This window comes from Pseudomonas sp. MDT1-17, from assembly GCF_054898105.1.
Genome location: NZ_JBUBVM010000001.1, coordinates 2,022,378 through 2,039,030, shown reverse-complemented (window position 1 = coordinate 2,039,030; position 16,653 = coordinate 2,022,378). Strand labels below are relative to the sequence as shown.

The following is a 16,653-nucleotide window of genomic DNA, read 5'->3' as shown; positions in this document are numbered from 1 at the left end:
GATCTTTACCTCATTCAGGGATGGTCGACGCCATTCTTTGGCGCGGAGTTTACAGCCGCATCTGCCGCTGTGAAGCGCAAAAACGCTGATTGCCAGCTGAAAGGTTAGCGAAAGGTTAGCCCGTTAGAGTCAGGCCACGTTCAGTTTCGACTGCCGTCGCGATACGAAAAACGCCACGAAGCGTTTTCGCCAATAAGAACAATAAACGGAGCACTACACTATGCTGTCCATGCAGCTTCAGTCTCGCCCGCCTGCTCGTTTTCCCCGCCTCAGCCAGACCGTCCTCGCCAGTGCCGCCGCCTTCGCCGGCTTTTCGCCGTTGAGCCAGGCTGCTTTTTTCGAAGACAGTACGGCAACCCTCGAAACCCGCAATATGTATTTCAACCGCGATTTTCGCGACGGTACCAGCGCCCAGCAATCCAGGCGTGACGAGTGGGCACAAGGCTTCATGCTCAATCTGCAATCGGGTTACACCGACGGCACCGTGGGGTTCGGTGTCGATGCGCTGGGTATGCTGGGGGTCAAACTCGATTCGAGTCCGGACCGCACCGGTACCGGTTTGCTGCCAACCCACGATGACGGCCGCGCGGCTGATGAGTACTCCAAACTGGGCCTGACCGGCAAAGTGAAAATCTCGGCGACGGAACTTAAAATCGGCAGCCTGATTCCGGAGTTGCCAATCCTCAAGCCCAACGACGGACGCATCCTGCCGCAGACCTTTGAAGGCGGCCTGCTGACCTCCAAAGAGATCAAGAACCTGACCTTCACCGGCGGCCGTCTCGAGAAAGCCAAGGACCGCGACAGCACTGACTTCGAGGACATTGCCCTCAACAACAAGAACAGCCGTTTTGCCGGCACCGCCGCTGGCAAGCACTTCGATTTTGGCGGCGTGGACTACAAGTTCACCGACAAAATCACCGGCAGCTACCACTTCGCGCAACTCGATGAAGTCTATAACCAACACTTCCTCGGCGTCGTCGCCTCGCAGCCGTTCGGCCCTGGCACTTTCGGCACCGACCTGCGACTGGCCATCAGTGATGACCAAGGCGCGGCCCGTGGCGGCAAGATCGACAACAAATCCCTGAGCGGTCTGGTGAGCTACGCCTTGAGCGGGCATAAGTTCAGCGCCGGTTATCAGCACATGTCCGGTGACAGCGCGTTCCCCTATGTTGATGGCGCCGACCCGTACCTGGTCAACTTCGTGCAGATCAACGACTTTGCCGGCGCCGAAGAGCGTTCCTGGCAAGCACGCTACGACTATGACTTCGCCAAACTCGGTCTCCCCGGCCTGAGTTTCATGAGCCGTTACCTGAGCGGCGACAACATCAAGCTCAAGAACGGTGACGAAGGCAAAGAGTGGGAACGCAACACCGAGATCAAATATGTCGTACAAAGCGGCGCGCTCAAGGACGTCGCCGTGCGCCTGCGCAATGCCACCTACCGCTCCAATTACTCCGCCCGCGATGCCGATGAAGTGCGTTTGCTGGTGAGCTATAGCGTTGCCCTTTGGTAAACATCACATCCAATAACAATAATTCTCGTGGAGACTCAAATGACCTTATCACTGCGTAAAGTTGCTCTCGCCGCCAGCTGTGTGCTGTTCGCCGGCCAACTGATGGCCGAGCCCAAACGCCCGGAATGCATCGCCCCGGCCTCGCCAGGTGGCGGTTTCGACCTGACCTGCAAACTGGCGCAAAGCGCGCTGGTCAATCAGAAGCTGCTGACCAAACCGATGCGCGTGACCTACATGCCCGGCGGTGTTGGCGCGGTGGCCTACAACGCGGTAGTCGCTCAGCGTCCTGCCGACGCCGGTACGCTGGTGGCGTGGTCCAGCGGTTCGCTGCTGAACCTGGCCCAAGGCAAGTTCGGTCGTTTCGATGAAAACGCCGTGCGCTGGCTGGCGGCGGTTGGAACAAGCTATGGCGCCATCGCGGTGAAAAGCGATTCGCCTTACAAGACCCTGGACGATCTGGTTCAGGCGTTGAAGAAAGATCCGAGCAAAGTGGTGATCGGCTCCGGCGGCACCGTCGGCAGCCAGGACTGGATGCAAACCGCCCTGATCGCCAAGGCTGCCGGGATCAACCCGCGCGACCTGCGTTACGTCGCCCTCGAAGGCGGCGGTGAAATCGCCACCGCCCTGCTCGGCGGCCACATCCAGGTTGGCAGCACCGACATCTCCGACTCCATGCCGCACATCCAGAGCGGGGACATGCGCCTGCTGGCGGTGTTCTCCGAGAAGCGTCTGGACGAGCCGGAAATGAAAGATATTCCGACCGCCAAAGAGCAAGGCTACGACATCGTCTGGCCAGTGGTACGCGGCTTCTACCTCGGGCCAAAAGTCAGCGATGAAGACTACGCCTGGTGGAAAGACGCCTTTGACAAGCTGCTGGCTTCCGACGAGTTCGCCAAGCTGCGTGATCAACGAGAGCTCTTCCCGTTCGCCATGACCGGCCCGGAGCTGGACACCTACGTGAAGAAGCAGGTCGCGGACTACAAAGTGCTGGCCAAAGAGTTCGGCCTGATTCAGTGATCGCCTCTGTCTAGCGGCTGTGGCCCCCGTTCTGTGGGGCCGCGGCGCAGGAGTTTCCCATGCTCATACAACGCATTTTCGCTTCGGTGCTGTTGCTGGCCTGTGTTGGCCTGGCGCTGATGGCGTGGCCGTATCAAGCGTCTTTTTCCTACGAACCGGTGGGGCCGCGAGCCTTCCCGCTGTTGATGCTCGGCCTGATGGGCCTTGGTTTGCTGTACATGGTGTTTCGGCCGACGCCGATCGTGCACAGCGACGACGACCCGAAACTCGACCGTGAAACCCTGACCAAAATCGGCATCTGCGTCGTGCTGTTGCTGATGTTCGCCGGGACCTTCGAACCCCTTGGTTTCATCGTCGCCAGCATTCTGATCGGCATCCCTATGGCACGCCTGTATGGCGGCCGCTGGCTGCCCAGTACCGTGATCATCAGCCTGATGGCCATCGGTCTTTATCTGCTGTTCGACAAAGTGATGGACGTGCCACTGCCGCTGGGCGTGCTCGACGTTCTGGAGAACTGATATGGATACTCTTGGCTATTTGGGTCAGGGCTTCGGCGTCGCGCTGAGCCCGTACAACCTGGTGACCGCGCTGATCGGCACCGTCGTCGGGCTGTTGCCAGGCCTGGGCCCGATCAACGGCGTAGCGTTGCTGATTCCGATCGCGTTCGCCCTCGGTCTGCCACCGGAGTCGGCGCTGATTCTGCTGGCGGCGGTGTACCTGGGTTGTGAATACGGCGGCCGGATCAGTTCGATCCTGCTGAACATTCCGGGCGAAGCCTCCACCGTCATGACCACCCTCGACGGTTACCCGATGGCCCGCAAGGGTCTGGCCGGTGTAGCGTTGTCGCTGTCGGCGTGGAGTTCGTTCATCGGTGCGTTCATCGCTACGTGCGGCATGGTGCTGTTCGCCCCGCTGCTGGCGAAATGGGCGATAGCCTTTGGACCGGCGGAGTATTTCGTGCTGATGGTGTTCGCGATTGTCTGCCTGGGCGGCATGGCCGGTGATCGACCACTGAAGACCTTTATCGCTGCGCTGATCGGTTTGTTTTTGTCGACCGTCGGGATCGATGCCAACAGCGGCGTGTACCGTTTCACCGGGGACAACATCCATTTGACTGACGGCATTCAGTTCGTGGTGCTGGTACTGGGCTTGTTCTCCATCAGTGAAATCCTTCTGCTGCTGGAAAAAACCCATCGCGGCCAGGAAGCGGTGAAAGCGACCGGCCGGATGATGTTCAACTTCAAGGAAGCGTCCGCGGTGTTCATGGTGAACATCCGTTGCGGTCTGCTCGGATTCATCATGGGCGTTCTGCCGGGTGCCGGCGCAACACTGGCCAGTGCCGTGGCCTACATGACCGAAAAACGTATCGCCGGGGCCAAGGGTACGTTCGGACAAGGCGACATGCGTGGCCTCGCGGCGCCGGAAACCGCCATCGGTGGCGCAGCCTGCGGTGCCCTGGTGCCGATGCTGACCCTCGGTGTTCCGGGCTCGGGCACCACGGCGGTGATGATCGGCGCTCTGTCGCTGTACAACATCACCCCGGGTCCGCTGCTGTTCCAACAGCAACCCGACATTGTCTGGGGCCTGATCGCATCGTTGTTCGTCGCCAACATCATGCTGGTGATCCTCAACATCCCGATGATCCGCATCTTCACCCGCATCCTTGCCGTGCCGAACTGGGCGCTGGTGCCAGTGATTGCGATCATCACCGGGATCGGCGTCTACGCGGTGCATGCCACCACCTTCGACTTGTTCCTGATGATCGGCATCGGCATCTTCGGTTACATCCTGCGCAAGCTGGACTTCCCGTTGTCGCCGGTCCTGTTGGGCTTCATTCTCGGCGGCCTGATGGAGCAGAACCTGCGTCGCGCCCTGTCGATTTCCAACGGTGCGCTGGAAATCCTCTGGTCGAGCCCGATCACGTTCGGTTGCTGGGTGCTCACTGCAATCATGCTGCTGATGCCACTGCTGCGGATCTGGCGCAAACGTTCAGTCACCCGGCGCGCTATTGCCGATGTCTGATCGAACACCCTTCAAAGCCTGGTGGGGTACGCCGCTGGTCGGCGCGCTGGGCGGTTACCTGGCCAGCCAGATCGGCTGGCCGCTGCCGTGGATGGTCGGCTCGTTGCTGGCGATCATCCTGGTGCGCTGCCTGACACCCTGGCAATTGGCGGAAATCCCTGGCGGCCGCAAGTGCGGCCAGTGGATTGTCGGTATCGGCATCGGCCTGCACTTCACCCCGGTGGTGATGGAGCAGGTCCTGAGCCACTTCGGTCTGATTTTCTTCGGTGCGTTGGTCACCAGCCTGTCGGCCGTGGTCGGGGTCTGGTTGATGCGGCGTACCGGTGAAGATCGCGCTACGGCGTTCTTTTCCAGCATGCCGGGCGGTTCCGGGGAGATGGTCAACCTCGGCGCGCGTAACGGCGCGGTGCTCAGTCGTGTTGCGGCGGGGCAAAGTCTGCGGGTGTTGGTGGTGGTGCTGTGTGTGCCAGCGGCGTTCAAGTACTTGCTGGGTGACGGCGCACCGATTTTTCATCCGACTACCGTCAACGGGTGGTGGCTCGCTCTTCTCTTCCCGGCGGGCGCCTTGGCGGCGTGGCTCTGGGAGCGCCTGCGTCAACCCAATCCGTGGCTGTTCGGGCCGTTGCTGGTGAGTGCGGCGGTGAGTATCGGTTGGGACCTGCACATCGGTTTGCCCAACGGCGGCAGCCAGATCGGCCAGTGGCTGATTGGCAGCGGGTTGGGGTGTCACTTCAATCGGCAGTTTTTCCGTCGCGCCCCGTCGTTCATGGGCCGGACCTTGATCGGCACGGCGCTCACCATGTTGATCGCCACGCTGGCGGCATTGGGGTTGAGTGCGCTGACCCACCTGGATTTGCGTTCGCTGACGCTAGGCATGATGCCCGGCGGGATCGCGGAGATGAGCCTGACGGCGGAGACCCTGCAATTGTCGGTGCCGCTGGTGACGGCGATGCAGGTGATGCGGCTGTTGTTTGTATTGTTTCTGGCGGAGCCGTTGTTCAAGTATTGGAATCGGGTGCCGGATTCTGTCTGAAAGACCGAGTCGCCCCCTTCGCGAGCAGGCTCGCTCCCACAGGGTTCGCGTGATCCTTGTGGGAGCGAGCCTGGTCGCGAAGGGGGCCAACTCGGTCAACGCATCAAACTGGCGGCAACCGCCATTCGATCGGCGTCTCGCCATTCTGCTCAAGATACTTATTGGTTCGGCTGAAGTGCCCACAGCCCAGAAAGCCGCGATAAGCGGACAACGGTGATGGATGCACTGAGGTCAGCACCAGATGCTTGGTGGCGTCGATCAGTTTCTGCTTGCTCTGGGCATGGGCGCCCCACAGCATGAACACCAGATGCGGTTGCTGTTGGCTGACCACTTCAATGATCCGATCCGTGAAAAACTGCCATCCCTTGTCCTTGTGCGCATTGGCGTTGGCGCGTTCCACGGTCATGGTGGTGTTGATCATCAGCACGCCCTGGTCGGCCCAGCTTTGCAGGCAGCCGTGACTCGGGATGTCGATGTTCAGGTCACGTTTCAACTCTTTATAGATGTTCACCAATGACGGCGGCGCCGGTACGCCCGGTTGTACCGAGAAGCACAAGCCGTGGGCCTGCCCCGGACCGTGGTACGGGTCCTGGCCGAGAATGACGACTTTGACCTTATCCAGCGGCGTCGAATTGAGCGCATTGAAAATCATCGGTCCCGGCGGGTAGATTTCCTTGCCTGCCGCGCGCTCTTCTTGCAGGAAGTTGCGCAACTCTGCCATGTAGGGCTGGTCGAATTCGGCACGCAGTGCCTCCTTCCAGCTCGGTTCGAGTTTGATACGGTCGTCAGCAGTCATGGTTACATCCGGCAAAAACAATGGAGCGAACCCTAGGAAAGCCCATCACGCTTGTCAATTGATCTGACGCAGATCCGGCACTTTCCTGCATAGCGATCATACTGAACGCTCAAATTCCGAATCGAGGTCACGATGAATCTGCACTTCGAAGAACTCACCGGCACCGACGGCGCCCGCATCGGCGTTGCCAGCCTGGATGCCGAAAAGTCCCTCAATGCCCTGTCCTTGCCGATGATCAACGCCTTGCGCGATCAACTGGACACCTGGGCCAAAGAGCCGCAAATCGTCTGCGTCGTGTTGCGTGGCAAAGGCACCAAGGCCTTTTGCGCCGGCGGTGAAGTCCGCAGCCTGGTGGAAGCCTGTCGCGCCCATCCCGGCGAAGTGCCGCCGTTGGCCGCACACTTCTTTGCGGCGGAATATCGCCTGGACTTCAATCTGCACACGTACCCTAAACCGCTGATCTGCTGGGGGCATGGCTATGTGCTCGGCGGCGGCATGGGGCTGCTGCAAGGGGCGAGCATCCGGATTGTCACGCCAAGCAGCCGCCTGGCGATGCCGGAGATCAGTATCGGTTTGTACCCGGATGTCGGGGCCAGTTGGTTTCTGTCGCGCCTGCCCGGCAAGCTCGGATTATTCCTCGGATTGACCGGCGCCCATATGAACGGTCGCGATGCGATCGATCTGGATCTTGCCGACCGTTTCCTGCTCGATGAACAGCAAGAAAAGCTGATGGAAGGCCTGCTGCAATTGAACTGGCAGGAACAGACGCCGATGCAGCTCAACAGCCTGCTCAAGGCGTTGCAGCAGGAAGCACTTGCGCAAATGCCCGAAGCCCAGTGGCTGCCACGACGCCAGCAGATCGATGAGCTGCTGGATGTCAGTGACGTGCGCTGCGCCTGGAAGGCCATCAGCCAGCTGCGCGACAACACGGATCTGCTCCTCAGCCGTGCCGCGAAAACCATGAGCGAAGGCTCGCCCCTGACCGCTCATCTGGTGTGGGAGCAGATTGCCCGCGCCCGGCACCTGTCGTTGGCTCAAGTCTTTCAGATGGAATACACCATGAGCCTCAACTGCTGCCGTCATCCGGAGTTCAGCGAAGGCGTGCGCGCGCGGTTGATCGACAAGGATCACAAACCTCACTGGCACTGGTCGGACATTAACAACGTGCCGGATGCGGTGGTAGAAGCGCATTTCCAAAAGGCCTGGGAAGGCCGGCATCCGCTGGCCGACCTGTAGGCGTCCTGAAATCCGGGCATAAAAAAGCGGCGCTTCATGCGCCGCTTTTTTTATGAGTGTTTAACGGTGGCCGCCTCGGCCATCGTGATCGCCGCGACCGTTGTAATCACCTCGTCCGTTGTGATCGCCTCGTCCGCCACGATTGTCCCGCCCGCCATGTCCGCGATAGTCGTTGTACCGACCGCCGCGGTTACGGCCATCCCAACCGTGATTCTGATGGGACCGATAGTCGCCTCGTTGCGACTGGTAATAACGTGGTGCCGGTTGATAAACCCGTGGCTGGTGGTAATACCGCGGTGTTGGCTGGTAATACCGCGCTGGCGGTGCGTAGTACCGGCGAGGTTGCGTGTAATAACCGCCGTCACCTGAATAGTAAGATCCGCCACCGGAATAATAGGCTGGCGCTGGCGAGGTATAGACCTCGGAACTGTAGTAACTGGCTCCTCCATCGGAATAGGGCACGCATGCACCAAGAGACAATCCCAATACAGCAATCAGAAGAATTTGGCCGAGCTTCGTTCGACAGAGCATGGCGGCCTCCTGGACCGCGAGTGAGCCACACCAGCGACGCTGGCAGGCGACAGTCAATTATTCGGTGACTGTCGAAAGATCAGACATCGAATTCGAAATCTGGTGCGTTCGCGAAACACACTGAAACAAGTCGCCGATGAAAGGTTTTTCATCTTCAGATCAGCGATCAACACGTTCCATTGCGGTGCAGCACGCACCATCACAAGGCAACACACCTTCCGCGTCCAAAAGCGCCGACCCCGTAATCGCCCGAGCCAGAGCGCTCAAGCCGACTTGGCACGGCTCTCGCTTTAGCAAACCCGTGCAGGAGTCATCACAGGTTCGCGGCACCACAATTTGCAATGGCTGACTAGGGTTCCGGCTCGCTAAGGCGAGTGGCTGGTCCGAGAGTTGGCGACCTCCAGTTGAGGTTACACGGCGGGACAAAAGCCCGGGAGACAAGCCACCGTTCGCGGTGCCGCGTTGACTCCTGCCCGCCCTTGATCAACTGGAGAACCACCCATGCTCAAGCTTCGTTTACCCGCCCTGCTCGCCGCTGCTTTCGCAGCCCTCGTGAGCGTCTCGTCCCAGGCCGTACAAAAAGACCACTTCAGCGTCTGCTGGACCATCTACGCCGGCTGGATGCCCTGGGAATACGCTGGCAGCCAAGGCATCGTCGATAAATGGGCGAAGAAGTACGGCATCAAGATCGATGTCGTGCAACTCAATGACTACGTCGAATCCATCAACCAATACACCGCTGGCCAATTCGACGGCTGCACCATGACCAACATGGATGCGCTGACCATTCCGGCGGCCGGTGGCGTCGACAGCACTGCGCTGATCGTCAGCGACTTCTCCAACGGCAACGACGGCATCGTACTCAAGGGCGAAGGCAAGAAAGTCACCGACCTCAAGGGCATGGACGTCAATCTGGTCGAGCTGTCCGTCTCCCACTACCTGCTGGCCCGGGCGCTGGATTCGGTCGATCTCACCGAGAAAGACCTGAAAGTGGTCAACACCTCCGACGCCGACATCTCGGCCGCCTTCAACACCGATCAGGTCAACGCCGTCACCACCTGGAACCCGATGCTTTCGGACATCAAGGCCAAGCCCGGTGTGACCGAAGTCTTCAACTCCAGCCAGGTCCCCGGCGAAATCATGGACATGATGGTGGTCAACAGCGCCACCCTCAAAGATAACCCGGCGCTGGGCAAAGCGCTGACCGGCGCCTGGTTTGAAGTGGTCGAGTTGATGAACGCGAAAAATGCCGCCAGCAAAACCGCTCTCGAACACATGGCCAAAGCGTCGGGCACCGATCTCGCCGGTTTCCAGTCGCAACTCGATACCACCAAATTGTTCGCCACACCCAAAGAAGCCCTGGTGTTCTCCACCAGCAAGCAACTGCCGGAAACCATGCGCAAGGTGGCCGAATTCTCATTCCAGCACGGCTTGCTCGGTGAAGGCGCCAAGGACACCAGCGCGGTCGGCATGGCGTTCGCCAATGGCGTGACCAGCGGCGACAAGACCAACCTCAAGCTGCGCTTCGACCCGACCTACGTGCAGATGGCCGCCGACGCCAAGCTGTAATCAGGAGGACCTGGCCATGCGCCTGATCAATCGCCACCCGGATCGCCCGAGTCGCCTGCTGTTGGTGATCCTGCCGTTCGCCCTGGTGCTGTTCGCCTACTTCATGGGCTCGGCCGAGCGGCTGACGGACAACCCCAACGACAAGCTGCTGCCGAGCGCCGTGCAGATGACCGACGCAGTGAAACGCCTGGCTTTCACCGCCGACAGTCGCACCGGTGACTATTTACTGTGGCAAGACACCGCTTCCAGCCTGCGACGCCTGGCTATCGGCCTCGGCATCAGTGCGCTGGCCGGGCTGTGCCTGGGCATCGCCGCCGGGGCGTTGCCACTGTTTGGCGCGCCGTTGTCGCCGTTGCTGACGGTGCTGTCGATGGTGCCGCCGCTGGCGATTCTGCCGATTCTGTTCATCGTGTTCGGGCTGGGGGAATTGTCGAAAGTGATGCTGATCGTGATCGGCATCACCCCGTGCCTCGCTCGTGATCTGGAACAACGTGCCCGTGAGATACCGGTCGAGTTGCTGATCAAGGCCCAGACCCTCGGTGCTTCGACCTGGACCTTGATGCTGCGAGTGGTGCTGCCGCAACTGTTGCCACGCTTGTTGATCTCGCTGCGGTTGATGCTTGGCTCGGCGTGGTTGTTCCTGATCGCCGCCGAAGCCATCGCCTCTACCGACGGCCTCGGTTACCGGATTTTCCTGGTGCGCCGTTACCTGGCGATGGACGTGATTTTGCCGTACGTGGTGTGGATCACCCTGCTCGCCTGGCTGATGGACTGGGGCCTGAAACGCCTGACCCAACGTGCGTTCCCTTGGTATGAGGGGACCCGCGCATGAGCTTCATCACGGTGAAAAACGTCTGGCAGCAATACGCCGACCAGGTGGTGCTCGAAGGGCTGAACCTGAACGTCAACGAGGGTGAGTTCTGCACCTTGGTCGGTGCGTCGGGTTGCGGCAAGTCGACGTTCTTGCGGTTATTGCTGGGCCAGGAACGCGCCAGTCGCGGCGAGATTCTGCTCGACGGCCAAGCCCTGGCCGGTGAACCGGATTCGAGCCGTGGCGTGGTGTTCCAGCGCTACTCGGTGTTCCCGCACCTGACCGTGCTGGACAACGTCGCCCTCGGCCTTGAACTGCCGCACTCGCCGTTGCTCGGGCGGTTGTTCGGCAGCGCTAAAAAAGACGCCCGCGAACAAGCCTCGGTGCTGCTGCACAAAGTCGGCCTCGGTCACTCGCTGGACAAGTACCCGGCGCAGCTCTCCGGCGGCATGCAACAACGACTGGCCATTGCCCAGGCGCTGATCATGAAGCCGCGCGTGCTGCTGCTCGACGAACCGTTCGGCGCCCTCGATCCGGGCATCCGCAAAGACATGCACGGCCTGCTTCTGGAGCTGTGGCGCGAGACGCAACTGACGGTGTTCATGGTCACTCACGACCTGTCCGAAGGTTTCAGCCTCGGCACCCGCCTGCTGGTGTTCGACAAAATTCGCGTCGACCCGCACGCCCCTGGAGCCTATGGCGCGCGCATCACTTACGACATCCCTTTGAACAGCGACCGCCGCGCCCATCGCGCCGCCGTCGACGCCTTGCCGGCTGAGCTGGCAGGCACGCTTCGCATCGCTTAAGAGGACTTTGCACATGACTGATTCGACCCAACTGTTCCCGCCCTTCGCCGAGGAAATGCTCCCCGGCGGCGGCCATCGTTCCTTCGTCCTGAACCGCGGCCAACTGCTGCGTCTGACCGACCTGCGCGGCGGCGCCAACGTCAGTCTGACGCTGCTCAACGCCAACGAAAAAACCGAACGCCTGAACCTGCCTGACAGCCTCAAATGCCAACACACCGCCAAGCTCACTACCGGCCATTGCCTGTATTCGGACATGGGCCGCGTGCTGGCAGCCATCACTGCCGACACCTGTGGCTGGAGCGACAGCCTCGGCGGTGTGCTCTGTGCTGAAGAGGTCGCGGAAAAATACGGCGCGGGGCGCTATCAGGAACTGCGCAACGGCTTCTTCCGCAACGGCACCGACAACCTGTTGGTGGAGCTGGGCAAGTGGGGCCTCGGTCTGTCCGACTTGCTGATGACGCTCAACCTGTTCAGCCGCGTGAACGTCGATGAGGCCGGGCGTTTCCACTTCGTCGAAGGCAATTCCAGGGCCGGCGACTACATCGAGTTGTATGCGCCGATGGACACGCTGGTGGTGCTCACCGCGTTGCAGCATCCGATGGATCCTTCGCCTGAGTACGCGCCGAAACCGCTGAAGCTCTGCTGGATGAACGCCGACGCCAGCGTCGCCGAACACTGCCGCACCTCGCGCCCGGAAAACGAGCGCGGCTTCATCAACACCGACCGTCTGTTCGCCTGAGGATCGCTGCCATGTCACTCGCAATCGCTACCACGCACAAGCATCCAGACACTGCGGTCTATCGCGCGACCATTCCCGCCGGCGAACCCTGGCTGATGGAGGTCAAGGCTGGCCAGACCTTGCGCATCCTCGATCTGGAAGGCAATCAGGCCGTCGACACGTTGTTCTACAGCGTGGCAAATCCGAAGGAACGCTACGACGTGCAACGCACGTTGCGCCGGCAGAACAGCGTCTACCTGAGCACCGGCAGCGTGCTCTATTCCAACCTCGGCAAACCGATGCTGACCATCGTCGCCGACACCTGCGGGCGTCACGACACCCTCGGTGGCGCCTGCGCGCAAGAGAGCAACACCGTGCGTTACGCCCTGGAGAAACGCTACATGCACAGCTGCCGCGACAACTACCTGCGCGCCTGCGTCCACGACGGACGACTGGGTAAAGGCGACATCGGGCCGAACATCAACTTCTTCATGAACGTGCCGGTCACGGCGGATGGCGGGCTGACGTTTGAGGACGGCATCTCGGCGCCGGGCAAATACGTTGACCTGCGGGCCGAGATGGACGTGATCGTGCTGATCTCCAACTGCCCGCAACTGAACAACCCGTGCAATGCCTACAACCCAACCCCTGCGGAGCTATTGGTATGGAACTGAAATTCGTGCGGTTGCGTCGATGGTTGTTTGCGTTGTGCCAGGCCCGTTCCAGGCAGTGCATTAAGTGACCAACCCTGTAGGAGTTGCCGAAGGCTGCGATCTTTTGATCTTGCTGGTGATCTTCATCTGCGCCCAAAAAATCAAGATCAAAAGATCGCAGCCTTCGGCAGCTCCTACAGGGATCGAGTGAACCTCAGCCACCCGGGACGGCCCGGGTGCATCTCGAAAAACTGCGGGACGGCCCGCATCCCAGGTCGAGGCTGATGCGCTATCGCCTCCAGGGGTTATGCCATGTTCGAAAAAGTCCTGATTGCCAACCGTGGCGCCATTGCCTGCCGCATCCTGCGTACCTTGCGTGAAGTGCAGGTCCAGGGCGTCGCCGTTTACTCCGAAGCGGATGCCGCGAGCTTGCACATCCTGCAAGCCGACGAAGCCCACAGCCTCGGTGAAGGCGCAGCGGCCGGCACCTATCTGGCGGTCGACAAGATTCTCGCCATCGCCACATCCACCGGCGCCACGGCGATCCATCCCGGCTACGGTTTTCTCTCGGAAAACGCCGCGTTCGCCGAAGCCTGCGAAGCCGCCAACATTGCCTTCATCGGCCCGACGCCTGAGCAGCTTCGAGTCTTCGGTCTCAAGCACACCGCCCGCGCATTGGCCAAGCAGCACGGCGTACCGATGCTCGAAGGCACTGAGTTACTCGATAGCCTCGACGCCGCACTGATCGCCGGTGAGCAGGTCGGCTACCCGGTGATGCTCAAAAGCACTGCTGGCGGTGGCGGCATCGGCATGCGGGTGTGCCGCAGCGCGGACGAATTGCGCGAATCCTTTGACGCCGTCAAACGCCTCGGCCAGAACAACTTCAGTGACGCCGGTGTGTTCATCGAGAAGTACATCCAGCGCGCCCGTCATCTGGAAGTCCAGGTGTTCGGCGACGGCCGTGGTGAAGTGATTGCCCTCGGCGTGCGCGACTGTTCAGTGCAGCGGCGCAACCAGAAAGTCCTCGAAGAAACCCCGGCGCCGAACCTGCCCGACGGCATGGCTGAAGAGCTGTGTGCGGCGGCGATCAAACTGGCGAAAGCGGTGAATTACCGCAGCGCCGGCACCGTTGAATTCGTCTTCGACAGCGAGGATCAGCGCTTCTACTTTCTCGAGGTGAACACCCGTTTGCAGGTGGAGCACGGCGTCACCGAGCAAGTCTGGGGTGTCGATCTGGTGCGCTGGATGGTCGAACTGGCGGCGGGTGATTTGCCACCGTTGAACGAGTTGAGCCAAGGCTTGAAAACCTGCGGCCATGCGATTCAGGCACGGCTTTACGCGGAAGATCCGGGTCGGGACTTTCAGCCGAGCCCGGGGTTGCTGACCGCCGTTAACTTCCCTGCCGCCGATGGCAAACACCTGCGCATCGACACGTGGGTCGAGGCCGGTTGCGAGATTCCACCGTACTTCGATCCGATGATTGCCAAGGTCATCAGTTGGGCACCGACCCGCGAAGAAGCGCGCGCCGATCTGCATCAGGCGCTGGGCGACAGCCAGCTCTACGGGGTGGAAACCAACCGCGATTATTTGCGGCAGATTCTGCTCGATGCACCCTTCTCCAGCGGTCAGCCGTGGACCCGTTGCCTGGAGGGTCTGGTGTATCAGGCCAACACCTTTGAAGTGCTCAGCGCCGGGACACAAACCAGCGTTCAGGACTATCCCGGCCGCCTCGGTTACTGGGCCGTGGGCGTGCCGCCGTCAGGGCCGATGGACAGTCGCGCGTTACGTTTGGGCAATCGTCTGCTGGGCAACGATGAAGGTGTCGCGGCGCTGGAAATCACCATGAGCGGACCATTGCTGCGCTTCAATTGCGATGCGGTTGTAGCGGTCACAGGCGCGATGATTCCATTGGCGCTGAACGGTGAAACCGTGCCGATGAACACCGCACTGCCGGTTCCGGCGGGGGCGACATTGAGCCTCGGCACAATTGCCGGTGCAGGCGCCCGCAGCTATGTGTGCCTGCGCGGTGGCCTTCAGGTTCCAGATTATCTGGGCAGTAAAAGCACCTTCACCCTCGGCCAGTTTGGTGGGCATGGCGGCCGTGCGTTGCGCGCCGGTGACGTGTTGCATATCCCGGCCTTGAGCGACCGCAGCGCCGGTCAACAACTGGAAGAAGAACAGGTCACCGCGTTACCTGCGGTGCGGCAGATCCGGGTGATTTATGGTCCGCATGGCGCACCGGAATACTTCACCGAAAACTACATCGGCACCTTCTTCGCCACTCAGTGGGAAGTGCATTTCAACTCCAGTCGAACCGGTGTGCGGTTGATCGGGCCGAAGCCTGAATGGGTGCGTGCCGACGGTGGTGAGGCGGGTCTGCATCCGTCGAATATTCATGACAATCCATATGCCATTGGTGCAGTGGATTTTACCGGTGACATGCCGGTAATCCTCGGTCCCGACGGCCCGAGCCTCGGTGGGTTTGTGTGCCCGGTGACGGTGATCGAGGCAGATCTTTGGCAGCTTGGGCAGCTCAAGGCTGGGGATAAAGTGCAGTTCTTCCCCGTCGATCTCAAAACCGCCCGCAATCTTGCCTTGAAATGGAATACCCCCTGTGGGAGCGAGCCTGCTCGCGAAGGGGCCAGATCAGACACCGCATCAACTTCTTCGCGAGCAGGCTCGCTCCCACAGGGAATTTTGTCGCCTGTAGTTCTGGATATTGGTCAGGACGACACCCGGCTGGTTGCACGTCTGTCGGGCGATACGCATCTGCTCCTGGAAATCGGCGCACCCGAGCTGGACCTCGTCCTGCGCTTCCGCGCCCACGCCCTGATGCAGGCGCTGGAAAGCCAAAACCTGCACGGCGTAATCGATCTCACCCCGGGCATCCGCTCGCTGCAAGTGCACTACCAACCCGAGCAACTGCCGCTGACCGATCTGCTCGGCATCGTCGTCGGCGAATGGGACGCCGTGTGCGCCGCCAAAGACTTGCAAGTACCCTCGCGCATCGTGCATTTGCCGCTGTCCTGGGATGATCCGGCCTGTCAGTTGGCAATCGAGAAGTACATGACCACCGTGCGCAAGGACGCACCGTGGTGCCCGAGCAATCTGGAGTTCATCCGCCGCATCAACGACCTGCCAAACCTCGACGAAGTGCAGCGCACGGTGTTCGACGCCAGCTATCTGGTGATGGGCCTGGGCGACGTCTACCTCGGTGCGCCGGTCGCCACGCCGCTCGATCCGCGGCATCGCTTGGTGACCACCAAATACAACCCGGCCCGCACCTGGACCGCCGAAAATTCGGTGGGCATCGGTGGCGCTTACATGTGCGTGTACGGCATGGAAGGTCCTGGCGGTTATCAGTTCGTCGGCCGCACCTTGCAGATGTGGAATCGCTACCGCGAGGTCGCCGCATTCGATGGCAAACCGTGGCTGCTGCGCTTCTTTGACCAGATCCGTTTCTACCCGGTCAGTGCCGATGAACTGCTGCGCATTCGACGAGATTTCCCGCTCGGGCACTTCGATCTGAACATCGAGCACAGTCAGCTGAATCTGGCGGATTACCAGGCCTTCCTGACGAAAGAAGCCGAGACCATCGCGGCCTTTCGCGATCAGCAAAAAAGCGCGTTCAACGCTGAGCGCGAGCGCTGGATCGCCAGTGGCCAGGCGCATTTCGACAGCGAAGAACTGGCCCCGCAAGTGACCGAAGACGCACCGCTGGCCAGCGGTCAACAGAGCGTCGACAGCCACATCGCCGGCAACCTCTGGCAGGTTCAGGTTGAAACCGGCAGCCGGGTCGCCGCCGGTGATGTGCTGGTGATTCTGGAGTCGATGAAGATGGAAATCCCACTGCTCGCGCCCATGGCCGGGGTGGTGCGCGAGATTCGCGTGCAGCCAGGTTCGGCGGTGCGCGCCGGACAGCGCGTCGTAGTGCTGGAACTCGAGTGA

14 protein-coding genes and 1 riboswitch are annotated in these 16,653 nt (G+C 60.8%); of the genes, 12 read left to right on the top strand and 2 right to left on the bottom strand.

The window, feature by feature from the left end:
- The first annotated feature begins 220 nt into the window (after positions 1-220).
- The 5 genes from ACYZTX_RS09340 to ACYZTX_RS09320 are packed head-to-tail and all read left to right on the top strand — an operon-like array spanning position 221 to position 5,585.
- Entirely contained in the window at positions 221-1,513 is a 1,293-nt protein-coding gene (locus tag ACYZTX_RS09340; RefSeq protein ID WP_462033823.1) for an OprD family porin, read from the top strand.
- A gap of 39 nt (positions 1,514-1,552) precedes the next feature.
- Complete coding sequence (locus ACYZTX_RS09335) at positions 1,553-2,530, top strand: Bug family tripartite tricarboxylate transporter substrate binding protein (protein ID WP_462033822.1); 978 nt, start codon at positions 1,553-1,555, stop codon at positions 2,528-2,530.
- 59 nt (positions 2,531-2,589) lie between these two features.
- Positions 2,590-3,048, top strand: coding sequence for a tripartite tricarboxylate transporter TctB family protein (locus tag ACYZTX_RS09330; protein ID WP_462033821.1), 459 nt, complete (start codon positions 2,590-2,592; stop codon positions 3,046-3,048).
- Position 3,049: 1 nt separating this feature from the next.
- Positions 3,050-4,552, top strand: a complete 1,503-nt coding sequence (locus ACYZTX_RS09325; RefSeq protein WP_462033820.1) for a tripartite tricarboxylate transporter permease — start codon at positions 3,050-3,052, stop codon at positions 4,550-4,552.
- Entirely contained in the window at positions 4,545-5,585 is a 1,041-nt protein-coding gene (locus tag ACYZTX_RS09320; RefSeq protein WP_462033819.1) for an AbrB family transcriptional regulator, read from the top strand. Before ACYZTX_RS09325 ends, ACYZTX_RS09320 begins: the two co-directional genes overlap by 8 nt.
- Positions 5,586-5,688: 103 nt before the next feature.
- On the opposite strand, the gene ung is transcribed toward ACYZTX_RS09320, so the two are convergent.
- On the bottom strand, positions 5,689-6,381 hold the full coding sequence (ung, locus tag ACYZTX_RS09315; RefSeq protein WP_462033818.1) for a uracil-DNA glycosylase: 693 nt from the start codon (positions 6,379-6,381) through the stop codon (positions 5,689-5,691).
- Between the two features lie 132 nt (positions 6,382-6,513).
- Between ung and ACYZTX_RS09310 the strand changes: the two genes are divergently transcribed.
- Positions 6,514-7,617: an enoyl-CoA hydratase/isomerase family protein gene (locus tag ACYZTX_RS09310; protein ID WP_462033817.1), complete on the top strand. Its 1,104-nt coding sequence runs from the start codon at positions 6,514-6,516 to the stop codon at positions 7,615-7,617.
- 60 nt (positions 7,618-7,677) lie between these two features.
- On the opposite strand, the gene ACYZTX_RS09305 is transcribed toward ACYZTX_RS09310, so the two are convergent.
- Positions 7,678-8,148 carry a hypothetical protein gene (locus tag ACYZTX_RS09305; RefSeq protein ID WP_462033816.1) on the bottom strand — a complete coding sequence of 157 codons (471 nt, stop codon included), beginning with the start codon at positions 8,146-8,148 and terminating at the stop codon, positions 7,678-7,680.
- A gap of 338 nt (positions 8,149-8,486) precedes the next feature.
- Positions 8,487-8,587, top strand: a riboswitch (guanidine-I (ykkC/yxkD leader).
- 62 nt (positions 8,588-8,649) lie between these two features.
- Between ACYZTX_RS09305 and ACYZTX_RS09300 the strand changes: the two genes are divergently transcribed.
- The 6 genes from ACYZTX_RS09300 to uca all read left to right on the top strand — a co-directional run bounded on the left by ACYZTX_RS09300 (position 8,650) and on the right by uca (position 16,653).
- On the top strand, positions 8,650-9,717 hold the full coding sequence (locus ACYZTX_RS09300) for a putative urea ABC transporter substrate-binding protein (RefSeq protein ID WP_462033815.1): 1,068 nt from the start codon (positions 8,650-8,652) through the stop codon (positions 9,715-9,717).
- A gap of 16 nt (positions 9,718-9,733) precedes the next feature.
- Positions 9,734-10,549, top strand: coding sequence for an ABC transporter permease (locus ACYZTX_RS09295; protein WP_462033814.1), 816 nt, complete (start codon positions 9,734-9,736; stop codon positions 10,547-10,549).
- A complete protein-coding gene (locus ACYZTX_RS09290; RefSeq protein WP_462033813.1) occupies positions 10,546-11,334 on the top strand; it encodes an ABC transporter ATP-binding protein in 789 nt (262 codons plus the stop codon). The genes ACYZTX_RS09295 and ACYZTX_RS09290 overlap by 4 nt, the downstream gene beginning before the upstream one ends.
- 13 nt (positions 11,335-11,347) lie before the next feature.
- Positions 11,348-12,073 carry an urea amidolyase associated protein UAAP1 gene (locus ACYZTX_RS09285; RefSeq protein ID WP_462033812.1) on the top strand — a complete coding sequence of 242 codons (726 nt, stop codon included), beginning with the start codon at positions 11,348-11,350 and terminating at the stop codon, positions 12,071-12,073.
- 11 nt (positions 12,074-12,084) lie between these two features.
- Positions 12,085-12,726 carry an urea amidolyase associated protein UAAP2 gene (locus ACYZTX_RS09280; protein ID WP_462033811.1) on the top strand — a complete coding sequence of 214 codons (642 nt, stop codon included), beginning with the start codon at positions 12,085-12,087 and terminating at the stop codon, positions 12,724-12,726.
- Between the two features lie 291 nt (positions 12,727-13,017).
- Positions 13,018-16,653, top strand: a complete 3,636-nt coding sequence (gene uca, locus ACYZTX_RS09275) for an urea carboxylase (protein ID WP_462033810.1) — start codon at positions 13,018-13,020, stop codon at positions 16,651-16,653.